The following is a 12,836-nucleotide window of genomic DNA, read 5'->3' as shown; positions in this document are numbered from 1 at the left end:
TGTTGTTTTGGGGAAACAGCAAGTAAAAGAACGATTTCTCGACCAATTGCACATGAATTGTTGGAAGCAAATACTCAGAGGGCAAAAACTAGTGAATATAAAGCATTCCAAAAGCTCCGAAGAGTTTGGTGTGAAGGTTCCTTCGGAACATTGAAATCTAAGCATAACCTGTATAAAACATATAAGAGGGGCATTGAAAAAATTTCTGAACAATGCCTTTTTTCAGCGTTGGCATTAAATTTAAAAAGAATTATAAAGGTAATGAATTAAGACAAAAATTATAAAGAAAACTAATAAATATACTCTTAAAAAGAGAATGGGAAAGGAGCAAAGCTCTTTTCCCATTTTGTCAACAGCCCCCTTAGGCAGGGGATTTCATTTATTCACTAGATGTATTTTCTTCTTCCAATACAGTTACTTTCCAAACATCTGTCACTTGACCGAATTCTGATTCGTCAATCATAAATGAACCATTTGAATACCGGTCATTAAATCTAATGTTAACAGCTTTCGTTGATTCGATATGGCCTTTGTCCGTTTCAATAAAGACATCATCCTTACCCGATACAATAACAGATCCAATTACACGATGAGGATTTGATTTCAATTCTCTCAGCATGACAACACCGCGCTTCGCTCTGGAAGTTCGTTCAAATTCAGTTAATTTCATTTTTTTGATGGAACCTCGTTGGGTAACGATGACAACGGCTTGATTTTTTGATGGATCAATTAATTGACCACCAGTAACAAAGTCACCGTCTTTTAAATTTATCCCTTTGACTCCAGCAGCTCTTGTACCAACGATGTTCACCTCTTCTTCATGGAACCAGAGGCCGTAGCCATTATATGTTGATAGAAAGAGTTCCTTCGTCCCGTCTGTTTCATATACATCAATGACCTCGTCATCACCTTTAACATTGATCGCAACTAACGGTTTTGAATAGCGCTGAGCCTTATAATCCTTCAATTCCGTTTTCTTCGCCATCCCATTTTTTGTTACAAAAAGTAAAAATGAAGAAGTGTCAAAGTCCTTTATAGGCAGTGCCTTTATAATTGTTTCATCACTGTCGATCGGAATAATGTTGGCGATATGCTGACCAAGATCCTTCCAGCGAATATCTGGGAGTGTATGAACAGGGCAATATAAATAATTTCCCTTATTAGTGAATACAAGCAGGACATCTGTTGTATTCATCTCAAGCTGTGCAAGCAAACGATCCGAATCCTTCATTCCAAAATCCTGCCCATTTGAGGCCGCAAATGAACGCTGGCTCGTCCGCTTCACATATCCTTCCTTCGTAACAGTTACGATTACGTCCTCGCTTGCAACGAGGACTTCAAGATTAATTTTTATCTCTTCAATTTCCGCTTCAATCTTTGTTCGACGTTCATCTGCAAAACGCTTTTTCACATCTTTTAACTCTTTTTGAATAACAGCATAAAGCTTCTTTTCACTTTGTAAAATAGACGTCAGCTCAGCAATTTTCTTTGCTAGCTCCTCTGCCTCTGCACGCAAAGCTGTAATATCAGTATTCGTAAGTCGATAAAGCTGTAATGAAACGATTGCTTCAGCTTGTGGTTCTGTGAACGAAAATTTGGCAATCAAGTTATCTTTCGCATCTCGCTTATCCTTCGATGCACGAATTGCTGCAATTACTTCATCCAAGATAGAGAGGGCTTTCATTAAACCCTCAACAATATGCTGACGTGCCTGTGCCTTTTCTAATTCAAACTCAGACCTTCTTGTGATCACTTCTTTTCGATGACCAATATAGGCATCTAATAATTCTCTGAGGCCCATCAGCTTTGGATGACGGTTATGAATAGCAACCATATTAAAATTATAAGTTATTTGCAGATCACTATTTTTATAAAGATAATGAAGGACACCTTCCGGATCTGCATCTTTCTTTAACTCTATAACAATACGCAAACCTGTTCGATCCGTTTCATCACGGACCTCTGCTATTCCCTCAACTTTGCGATCTAAGCGAAACTCGTCAATTTTCTTAACGAGGTTTGCTTTATTCACCTCATAAGGAATTTCCGTAATAACAATCTGTTTTTTACCGCCGCGAATATCTTCAAACTCAGCTTTTCCGCGAACAATGATTTTTCCTTTTCCTGTTTCATATGCCTTCTTAATCCCTTCAATTCCTTGGATTATTCCGCCTGTAGGAAAATCTGGGCCTTTTACATGCTCCATAAGTTCATCAACTGTACAATTTGGATGGTCCATTCGGTGAATCACTCCATCAATCACTTCATTCAGGTGATGTGGGGGAATCTCTGTGGCATAACCTGCTGAAATCCCTGTTGAACCGTTGACGAGAAGATTCGGATACATGGCTGGAAGTACTGTTGGTTCCTCCGATGTATCATCGAAGTTTGGGATAAAATCGACTGTTCTTTTTTCAATATCCTTCAGTAATTCTGCCGAAATTGCTGACAATCTTGCTTCTGTATAACGCATCGCCGCAGGTGGGTCCCCGTCAATGCTGCCGTTATTCCCATGCATTTGAACGAGTACATTACGAACCTTCCAATCCTGGCTCATTCGAACCATTGCTTCATACACAGAAGAGTCGCCATGCGGGTGATAATTACCGATAACGTTACCAACCGTTTTCGCCGATTTTCTAAATCCTTTTTCATGCGTATTTCCTTCCACATGCATAGCATATAGGATTCTGCGCTGAACAGGCTTTAGCCCGTCACGTGCATCCGGTAATGCACGTTCTTGAATAATATATTTACTATATCTGCCAAAACGATCACCAAGTACGTCTTCAAGAGGGAGGTCACGAAATTTTTCTGATGCACTCATTATTCATTTTCCTCCTCTAATACAGAAATATTCTCATTTTCAAGAATACTAGCATCTTCTTCAAGGCCAAATGCCACATTTGATTCTATCCATTTACGCCGCGGCTCAACCTTGTCTCCCATAAGGGTTGTCACACGTCGCTCTGCTCTTGCAGCATCATCAATTCTCACTCGAATCAAAGTTCTTGTTTCTGGATCCATTGTCGTTTCCCAAAGCTGGTCCGCATTCATTTCTCCTAGCCCTTTGTACCGCTGCAGAATATATCCTTTGCCAACTTTTTTAATCGTATCCTGCAGGTCATCATCACTCCATGCATATTCAATGATTTCCTTTTTCCCTGTGCCTTTGCTTACTTTGTATAAAGGAGGTAAGGCGATGAAAATTTTTCCTGCGTCAATTAAAGGTCTCATATAACGATAAAAGAAGGTTAGAAGAAGCACTTGTATATGGGCTCCATCCGTATCTGCATCTGTCATGATAATAACTTTATCATAATTGATATCTTGAACGTTGAAATCCGCTCCTACTCCGCCGCCGACAGCATGAATAATTGTGTTAATCTCTTCGTTTTTGAAAATATCGGCAAGCTTGGCCTTCTCCGTATTAATTACTTTACCTCTCAGTGGCAGTACAGCCTGAAAGCGTCGATCTCTACCTTGCTTAGCGGAACCTCCCGCTGAATCACCCTCAACTAAATATAATTCATTCTTTTCAGGATTACGTGATTGTGCAGGCGTTAATTTACCTGAAAGGACAGCCTCTGATCGTTTCCTTTTCTTTCCGCTTCTTGCATCCTCTCGTGCTTTTCGAGCAGCTTCTCTCGCTTGATACGCTTTAATTGCCTTTTTTATCAACAACGAACTAATGTTCGGATTCTCTTCAAGGAAATAGGAAAGATGTTCAGATACAACAGAATCAACTGCTGACCTAGCTTCACTCGTCCCTAGCTTCCCTTTTGTTTGCCCTTCAAATTGAAGCTGGTCCTCAGGTACGCGCACAGATATGATCGAAGTGAACCCTTCGCGAATATCTGAACCGTCAAGATTTTTGTCTTTTTCTTTTAAGAGATTCACTTTTCTCGCATACTCATTAAAAATTCGAGTCATGGCTGTTTTTGATCCCGCTTCGTGTGTACCGCCATCTTTCGTCCGGACATTATTAACAAACGAAAGAACATTTTCTGAATAACCATCATTAAATTGAAAGGCAAACTCCACTTCAATTTCGTTATGCTGCCCTTCAAAGCTTATAACTGGATGAAGGACGTCTTTTTCCTCATTTAAATATTCCACAAATGCTTCTATCCCATTTTCATAATGGAAGATTTCCTGCACACTATTTCGATCATCAATGATTTCAATTTTCATCCCTTTTAATAGAAATGCCGATTCCCGCAAGCGCTCACAAAGGGTTTCATAATTATAAGTAGTTGTCGAAAAAATGGATGGATCTGGTTTAAAATGAATGGTTGTTCCTGATTGGTTTGTCTTTCCTACCTTTTCGAGGGTAGTAACCGGTTTTCCACCATCTTCAAACCGCTGTTCATACACAATTCCATCACGCTTAATCTTAACAACAAGCCATTCTGATAGTGCGTTCACAACCGAAGCTCCTACACCATGTAAGCCTCCGCTCGTTTTATAGCCGCCCTGTCCAAATTTACCGCCGGCATGAAGGACGGTTAAAATTACTTCTGGAGTTGGTTTTCCCATGCGGTGCATTCCAGTCGGCATTCCTCGGCCTTTATCAACTACACTTATAGAGTTATCTTTATGTATTTTGACAATAATATGGTCGCCAAATCCTGCCAACGCTTCATCCACCGCATTGTCGACAATTTCATAAACAAGATGATGAAGACCTCTTGCATCTGTGCTTCCAATGTACATCCCAGGGCGTTTTCTTACAGCTTCAAGCCCTTCGAGTACTTGTATGGCATCATCATTATAATCAAAAATTTCTTGATTCCTTGCCACAAACATACCCCTTTCATTTACCAAGAACGCAGGTTAACAACTTGCTTGTATATAGAAAACCTTTTGCGATTAGAAAAACTTGGCATTCACCAAGCCTTTCGGCGAATGCCTTAGTTTTTCTTATGCGTTCAGAATTTATGGATCTAATTCTGATTAGCTAAACAAAATTTTATTCTATGTATACAGTTAAACACTCGTTTATGTATTCGTTTAAAATAAAAAATATCCTTTATTTATATGGAAAAATCAGCATCGAGAACGAATGTTCCATTACTTTATTTTACCATAATTTTTATTGTTGCCTATTGTTTATTGTATCTATTTATTCAGTTTTGGCAAATGACGTATCTGTTAATTCTTTGTATCATCTACGCTTTTATCGCGTATAAAGCCCTTTGTTTCAACGTTTTTGAAGAATAATTAAAAAACATGAGACCTGAATCGATCTCATGCAAATTTGCTTATTTTGTTAAGGCATGCTCAACTTTAATACAGCGATCCATCACTACTGTATAACCCTTTTCCTTTAGAAAATGATAGGCTTCCTCATCGATACATCCTAACTGTGCCCAAAAGACTTCTGCATCAATGTCCGCAAATTCCTTAGCAACCTGAAGCAGGTGCTCTGAACGGCGAAAAACGTTGACGATATCAATATGGCCTTCAATTTCCTTTAATGATTTAACAGCTTTCACTCCTAGTACTTCATCCACCGTCGGATTAACGGGAATAATTTCATAGCCAGCATCCTGCATAGCCTTTGAAACCATATAAGAAGTTCTTTCAGGATTGCCGCTAAGACCTACGACAGCAATACGCTTTGCTTTTTTTAAAATGACACCGAGTTCATCCCGGCTAGGAATTTCAATCGTCAATTTTATGAACCTCCCTTGTTTAAAAGTGTAAGCGCCTTGCTCAGCCCCGACAAGCATAAGACAAGCCTTTCAGAAAGGTGTTCTTTACCTTTTTGGGAGGCTTGGCTTATGACCTCGAGGGGCTAGGCGCTGAAGCTAGATATTTTTAATCTATCTCTATTTTACCGAAAAGATGGTCCATTTTCTAATCATTGACATTAAATATTTTTGAATGTGCTAATTTGCCACATTTTCAAGCTTACTCAGCAGCCGTTTAATCGCCCGGTTAGATTCTTGTAAAATAATTTTTTTATCGATTGTTTTCAACTGCCGATTTTCCATTAACACTTTCCCATTTACAATTGTCGATTCTACATCAGCACGAGTCGCTGAATAGACAATACGTGAAATTGGATCAATATCATACGAAGGATACACATGAAAATCGTTTAAGTTTAAGATCGCTAAATCAGCTTTTTTCCCCGGCTCAATGCTGCCAATCTCTTTCTCCATTCCTACAGCTTTAGCTCCCCCAATTGTCGCCATCCTGAAAACTGTTCTTGCATTCATCGCTGTTGGTCCATGAATCGGCTTCTGAATAATGGCAGCTAACCTCATCTCATTAAACATATCTAAATTATTATTGCATGGGGCACCATCAGCACCTAAACTCACATGTGCATGCTGATCAAGTAGGCCAGGCAAATCAGCTACCCCTGAAGCAAGCTTTAGATTGGAGCCTGGACAATGACTCACCTTTACGCCACGCTCTTTAATAATTTTTTTCTCTTCCTCGTCCAGCCATACGCAATGAGCTAGAATCAAACGTTCATTCGCTAGGCCGAGATGGTCTAAATAGACGACATTGCGCATTCCATGTTCTTTTTCAACGAGTAAGATTTCATTCGCATTCTCTGAAGCATGTGTATGGACTCTTACATTGTATTTTGCGGAAAGGTCCCTTACATTTGTTAATAATTCCTCTGTACATGAGACAACAAATCTAGGGCAAAAAGCATATTGAATACGTCCGCTCTCATACCCATGCCATTTTTCAAGCAAATCAACACTTTCTTGAAGGGAGGATTTTGTATTTTCTCGTAAGCGGATAGGAACCTCATTTCCCTTATCCATCATGACCTTACCTGCTAAGGCACGAATGCCGCTCTCTGCCAGAGCCTGGAATGCATATTCAGTATGGTGGACAGTTTCCATATCAACGACCGTTGTCGTTCCACTCTGCAAAAGTTCACCAATGCCTAGCATGGCCGAATAATAAATAGATTCTTCATCATGTGATGCTTCAAGCGGCCAAATTCGTTGTTTTAGCCAATCCATCAGTTCAAGATCATCAGCTTGCCCTCGAAATAATGTTTGACAAAGGTGAATATGTGTTTGAACAAAGCCTGGTATAACTGTTCGGCCGGCAGCATCGATTATTTTATTTGCCGAATGAGAGAGAGAATGTCCAATTTCCACAATCCTGTCATCTACAATATAAATATCACCGGTGATAATTTCTTCGTTCGCATTCATCGTGATGATTTCAGCATTTTTAATCATGATGCTGCTCATTCTGTTCCTCCTTGCGCTAGGCTCTTATGCCCATTCATTGTGGTGTCAAAAGAGAGTGCAAGATTCTTATAAAATTCGATTGAACGTTTGAATGCATCAATTGCCACTGATTCATTTGGCTGATGGGCTAGTTTTTCATCGCCCGGCCCATAAATTAAAGTAGGGATTTCACTTCTCGGATTAAGTACTGCACCGTCAGTATAATAAGATACGCCGAAGCATTGAGCATCTGTTTCACCCTTAATGGCTAAGGCACATTGAATAAGGTCTGCGGATGATGACGTAATGATGGATGGCCGGTCTAATACTTTTGTTAATTTATATTCATAAAGCTTCTGTTTCTCGATAAGCTTATCTAATTTTCCCCTTAGTTCTTCGATTAGCTTTTCATGAGCTTGCGGAGGCACCGTGCGAATATCCACCCGGATGATACAACGATCAGGAATAACATTAGTCTGAATACCGCCCTCAATCATCGTCACAGCCAAACTGCTGCTGCCGAGTGGCTCTTTTGCTATTGTCCAGGTTAATTTCAATGATGTTAGTTCATTGATCACATGTACCATATGATCGACTGCATTAATTCCTTGATCTGGCATTGAACCATGAGCTGTTTTCCCAAAGGTTGTAATTTCTAGCCAAAGCGCACCTTTATGACCAACGACAACCTTCTCATTCGTCGGTTCACCGATTACGAGTGCATCAATCGTACGATTCTCGGTTTCTTCTAGGAATGCTCTAGCTCCACAGCTGTCTACCTCTTCACCAGTTGTAGCAAGGAACGTAATAGTTGGTATAGGAGTGATTTTTTCTAAATATATAGATTCAATAGCTAAAAACATCGCTGCTAATCCGCTCTTCATATCGGAAGCGCCTCTGCCATAAATCTTGTTATCAATAATCTCACCAGAAAAAGGAGGATACGTCCATTCCGTTTCCCCAGGGGATACCGTATCCATATGACCGCAAAAGAATAAATGTTTGTCTCCAGTGCCTTTCAGTGTTAGCTCAAAATTACTGCGGTTATTTCCAAGATTCGTTACTTTAAAAGGAAGCTCATTCATCTTACATCTTTCGATAAAGGCCTTTGTTACTTCATGCTCATTTCCTGGGGGATTAGAACTATTAATTCGGAGCAAGCTTTGGAGAAAGTGAACATCATCCATTATCTCGCCTCCACAATTTGCATTTTTAACGAAGTAACCTTCCATCCATTGACAGGAGCAAGGTCTTGGGAACATGTAGTGCATGCAATGACAGTATCATCCAACGCTTTCAGCCGCACATAATCACCTGGTTTCGAAAGCGGTTCAGCAATAAAATAATCTCCTAAATCATCTACAACATTATTCATAAATAGATTAATTGGATCCGGGATGACTGGAGGATGAATATTGTATTTTTTCAAAGCCATTTGCAGATTATCATGACAGTTCGGATGATCCTTTTGGTTAAAATCCATCTTATAGCGGTAATAATCACATGCTGGGAAGAAGAAGTCATGCTTACCTACCGTATCTTCAACAAGCTGCATAAGCGGGCGCCGTCTGTTGCTGTAAAGATAATCACCAATTTTCAGCCGAATGCTGCTTAAGGATGCCCTCATATGAACAGGAGAAACATATTCGCTCGGATCGGAGTGATTAAAGCAGACAAAATCCCCCACTTGCTTTCCATCCATATCGATAATAATGAGCTCTTCCCCTTTTCGTAAAAATGCACTTCTACCTTCATATGGAGGAATGATAATTTCCTCACGTATTCGTTCTTGATTATACATTTCATCACCTGCCATGCTATTTTATTTTGCGGGAACGCCTTATTTGGGAAGGAATTCATTATATTTGCAAAATACATAGTTTTATTTGCAAAATACATAGTTTTATTTGCAATCTAACATAATAATTTTGCAAATACTTATTCGATAAAGACTGCTACAGCTCTGATCGGAGAACCAGTTCCTTTTCTGATCCGAAGCGGCAAGCCAAAATAAAGGAAACGCATCCCTGCAATTTGATCAAGATTACATAAATTCTCTGTATTCGTTATTCCATATTCCCTGCATACAAGATGCCCTGAATAGCTAGGATCATCTGGATGATCAATTGCAGGCGCATCAATGCCAATATTGACTGCACCTTTATCAGCAATCCACTTGGCCGCTTGATAATCAAGTCCTGTATATGTTGTCAGCCACTCATCTGTTCCATAAGAGCGATTGTAGTGTCCTGTGTAGAGGAGAACAATATCTCCTTTTTCGATAAATTGGCCTGATTGTGCTAAGGCAGCTTCAAGATCACGGTTTGTAATGGAGCGATCAGCAGGAATATGAGAAAGATCCAAACATACAGCAGGTCCATAAAAATATTCAAGCGGCATTTCATCAATGTACTTTCCATTTGGGTCAAATTCATATGTAGCATCACTGTGGGTAGGACCGTGTTCATTGATGATTAGATTGTTAGTGGCAAAAGGGAAACCAATCTTTTCTATCGTTTCCTCATGTGTAATATTTGAAAAAATCATGGTGGTAGGATGAAGGGGGAAAACAGGCATGCCATGATAGATTTCTTGTGTCAGATCAACTAATTTGACGCCCATGATAATCTCCTTTCAAGTGTTTTTTACTAGTAAGCTACGAAATGCTCGATAAAAATTGAAAAGTGCTCAATAAATTGCGAAGTTTGCTAGATAATTTGCGATAAATGCTTGATAACATTCCTAAATTACTAGATAAATTGGATTCCCCAAATAGATATTTTCTATTTTCATCATAAAATCGTTGGAATAACCTCAAATTTATCCACATCAATCAAACCTTTATCAGTAATTTTCCATTTAGGACTTGTAACTAATGACCAGAAGGATAAATGCATAAATGGCACTTCCATTCCACAGCCAAGCACTTCTTTTGCAAGTCTTGACAATTCATCAACCTTCTCGCTCATTTCTTTTCCTGTTAATTCATCGGTCATTAGCCCGCCAATACGGAGCGGCAAGTCTCCTACGACCTTGCCATCCTTAATCATCGCAATTCCGCCGTCCATCGCAATTACTCGGTTAACAGCTGTCACCATATCCTCATAATTCGTTCCAGTCACAATAATATTATGTGTATCATGGGCAACACTTTCAGCAATAGCACCGCTTTTCAAATCGAAGCCCTGTAAAAAGGTTTTGCCGATTTTTCCAGTGCGTCCGTGGCGCTCGATAACGAGTAAAGGCAGCACATCCTGCTTCAAACAAGGCTGGACAATGCCATCCTTTACATTGAGGGTGAACTTACTTCCACCGGTTAAGTTCTGAAAAGGAATCGCTTCAATCGCACGCACCTTTGCCCGGCTTCCACTTGCTTTTACTGTAAGTTCATCTTTTTTAACAGGCTTACGCTTCACAGATTTCTTTACACTTTCAGGATAGATATAGGAAGGGATCTCAATCGTTAATTCTCCTTTTTCCGCGACTTTTTTTCCTGCTAAATACACTTGGTCAATCGTCATATTCATTAAATCGCTAATGACTGCTATGTCTGCACGTTTACCGGGTGCAATCACGCCGACATCCTTAAAGCCAAAATGTGTAGCAGGATTAATCGTTGCCATTTGTATTGCTTCAACAGGATCAATGCCCTCCGCAATCGTACGGCGAATAATGTCATTCATATGGCCGTATTTTAAAAGATCGGCTGGCACCATATCATCAGAAACGACAATTGCGCGTCTGGAATCAAGCCCCTCCTCTGTAATCGCACGGATACACTCAGCCATATTGCGCTGTGAGGAACCTTCACGCATGAAAACACTCACACCATACCTAAGCTTCTCTACAGTTTCTTCTTTAGTCGTTGTTTCATGGCAGGATACATGTGTACCGCCGCTAATAATATGCGCAGCAAGTTCCCGTCCAAACAGCCCTGGTGCGTTTCCTTCCACTGTTTTTCCGATGGCATTTGCATACGAAACAGCAGCTACCAGATCATCAATTAACTCTGGCGCATGCTCATATACAGGTTTAATATTACTGAAGCTTTGTATCTCTCCGATTCCCTGGACATATGGGTCTGTCAGTAAATTCTTCATATCCTTTGCTGTTACATCAAATCCTGAAGTTTCAAGTCCCGGTGCATCTGGAACTGCACATGGAACAGTAAAAAGGATTCGGTTCGGCAGTGTCTTCGCTTCTTCAATCATTTCCTTCATTCCTGCAACACCAAGCACATTGCCGATTTCATGCGGATCACCGATTAAAGTCGTTGTTCCAGTAGGAATCGAGAGCTTCGAAAACTCTGTACACGTAAGCATTGCACTTTCGAAATGCATATGCGAATCGATAAATCCCGGACTGACGAATTTCCCCCTGATTTCTTCAATCCTTGTTTTCGGACCAATTAAATCCTTCACATCGCCGACCATTAATACATGCTCACCCTTGATTGCTACATCTGCTTCATAAATTTCTCGCGTAATGACATTGATAAAATAACCGCCCTGAAGTACGATGTCTGCGAAGAGGTTCGAGTCAAGTAAAACATCGATTAATTTGCGATACTCCAATGCCTTCTTTATTTGTAGTGCTTCCACAAGCTTTAACCCCCCAACGTTGTTCCTTCTAAACTATCAATAATGCCAATGATTGCTGCATCAATTGGTGCTTCTTTATTTTTGATGGCTCTTCCCGCCATACTGCCTGATACAAATATCACTCGCTCACCTATTCCAGCACCTACTGTATCTACTGTAATAATGGGGTTCGATAACACATTGCCATCTATTCCAATCGGCTGAGTAATCAGCAGCTTTGTTCCTACTAAATTTTCATCCTTTTTTGTTGCTGTTACCCGACCGACTACTACGCCCATTTGCATTTTTACCGTCCCCTTATTCAAACTTAAGCGTTATATTTAGTTCCTTCGCTGTATCTTTAGCAAGTGGTGTAATAATCATTTCTTCTGACACGACAAAACTATGAATATTTTGCTGATGAAAATATCGAATAGCTTCCTTGTTTATGACTGTTTTTTTTTCTGAAAGATTAGGTAATTTTTCATTCTCACCTATTAAATTAATCCCCATATTCTTCAACTGGATCATTTGGTTATATAGATTTCTTTTTAACCCATTTGATCCTTTATCTATGCCTTTCAGACGCCAAAGCGGATGATATGGATCTGTTCCAGTTTTCAAGGCAATTACTGTTTTTCCTGTTAACAAGGCAGTTAAAACGAGGCGTACAAATGGCCGTTGTTCATTAAAAGAAAGGATATCTGACACAATTGAAAAAGAAAGAATGGGAATTAGAACAATATCTGCATGTGAGAGAGTCTTCTCTGTCAGCGAATGTTGAGGAATCCAGTTGTCCGATTGAGAGACCCTTACTAATTCTTCAATAGAAATATACGTTAATACATCTTCTTCAATAGAGAAACGAATGATCGCTTCCTCACCGCTTATCCTTCTTAAAAAAGAAAGTCCTGAATCCATTCCAATCAGATGAGTGGTAATTAGAGCCAGAACAGTTAGCTTCCGCCTTTTGATTCCAGAATTACGGTAAATAAGTTCTTGCAGAGTATGCTCCATTAAGACACTCTGCTTTTCAGATGCCATC

General features: G+C 39.8%; 11 protein-coding genes. 1 reads left to right on the top strand and 10 read right to left on the bottom strand.

The genetic code is table 11. From position 1 onward, the window contains the following. The coding region (locus AN957_RS13245) for a transposase (RefSeq protein WP_218970982.1) at window positions 1-270 on the top strand (270 nt) is incomplete at its 5' end. A gap of 109 nt (window positions 271-379) precedes the next feature. Here the strand turns inward: AN957_RS13245 and parC are convergent. The 10 genes from parC to AN957_RS13195 all read right to left on the bottom strand — a co-directional run bounded on the left by parC (window position 380) and on the right by AN957_RS13195 (window position 12,835). Beyond that, the gene (gene parC / locus AN957_RS13240) at window positions 380-2,827 is read right to left on the bottom strand and encodes a DNA topoisomerase IV subunit A (protein ID WP_056684559.1); all 2,448 of its coding nucleotides are present in this window, start codon (window positions 2,825-2,827) and stop codon (window positions 380-382) included. Continuing rightward, on the bottom strand, window positions 2,827-4,803 hold the full coding sequence (parE, locus tag AN957_RS13235) for a DNA topoisomerase IV subunit B (RefSeq protein WP_056684555.1): 1,977 nt from the start codon (window positions 4,801-4,803) through the stop codon (window positions 2,827-2,829). Before parE ends, parC begins: the two co-directional genes overlap by 1 nt. Before the next feature lie 461 nt (window positions 4,804-5,264). Beyond that, the gene (locus tag AN957_RS13230; protein ID WP_056684552.1) at window positions 5,265-5,678 is read right to left on the bottom strand and encodes a CoA-binding protein; all 414 of its coding nucleotides are present in this window, start codon (window positions 5,676-5,678) and stop codon (window positions 5,265-5,267) included. Between the two features lie 216 nt (window positions 5,679-5,894). Continuing rightward, window positions 5,895-7,232, bottom strand: coding sequence for a 5'-deoxyadenosine deaminase (locus AN957_RS13225; RefSeq protein ID WP_056684549.1), 1,338 nt, complete (start codon window positions 7,230-7,232; stop codon window positions 5,895-5,897). Then, window positions 7,229-8,398 carry a M20 family metallopeptidase gene (locus AN957_RS13220; RefSeq protein WP_056684546.1) on the bottom strand — a complete coding sequence of 390 codons (1,170 nt, stop codon included), beginning with the start codon at window positions 8,396-8,398 and terminating at the stop codon, window positions 7,229-7,231. The genes AN957_RS13225 and AN957_RS13220 overlap by 4 nt, the downstream gene beginning before the upstream one ends. Continuing rightward, a complete protein-coding gene (locus tag AN957_RS13215) occupies window positions 8,398-9,012 on the bottom strand; it encodes a DUF1989 domain-containing protein (RefSeq protein ID WP_075209305.1) in 615 nt (204 codons plus the stop codon). Before AN957_RS13215 ends, AN957_RS13220 begins: the two co-directional genes overlap by 1 nt. Before the next feature lie 137 nt (window positions 9,013-9,149). Next, window positions 9,150-9,833: a cyclase family protein gene (locus AN957_RS13210; protein ID WP_053475959.1), complete on the bottom strand. Its 684-nt coding sequence runs from the start codon at window positions 9,831-9,833 to the stop codon at window positions 9,150-9,152. Between the two features lie 170 nt (window positions 9,834-10,003). Then, window positions 10,004-11,812: an adenine deaminase gene (gene ade / locus AN957_RS13205; RefSeq protein WP_056684540.1), complete on the bottom strand. Its 1,809-nt coding sequence runs from the start codon at window positions 11,810-11,812 to the stop codon at window positions 10,004-10,006. A gap of 5 nt (window positions 11,813-11,817) precedes the next feature. Next, window positions 11,818-12,096: a EutN/CcmL family microcompartment protein gene (locus tag AN957_RS13200; protein ID WP_053475957.1), complete on the bottom strand. Its 279-nt coding sequence runs from the start codon at window positions 12,094-12,096 to the stop codon at window positions 11,818-11,820. A 13-nt stretch (window positions 12,097-12,109) separates the two neighbouring features. Further along, window positions 12,110-12,835, bottom strand: coding sequence for a hypothetical protein (locus AN957_RS13195; protein WP_056684538.1), 726 nt, complete (start codon window positions 12,833-12,835; stop codon window positions 12,110-12,112). Between the last annotated feature and the right edge of the window lies 1 nt (window position 12,836).

Origin of the sequence: Cytobacillus solani, from assembly GCF_001420595.1 — a bacterium.
GTDB lineage: Bacteria > Bacillota > Bacilli > Bacillales > Cytobacillaceae > Cytobacillus > Cytobacillus solani.
Note: the sequence above shows the minus strand (reverse complement) of the source record. Positions and strands in the feature narration are given on the sequence as shown.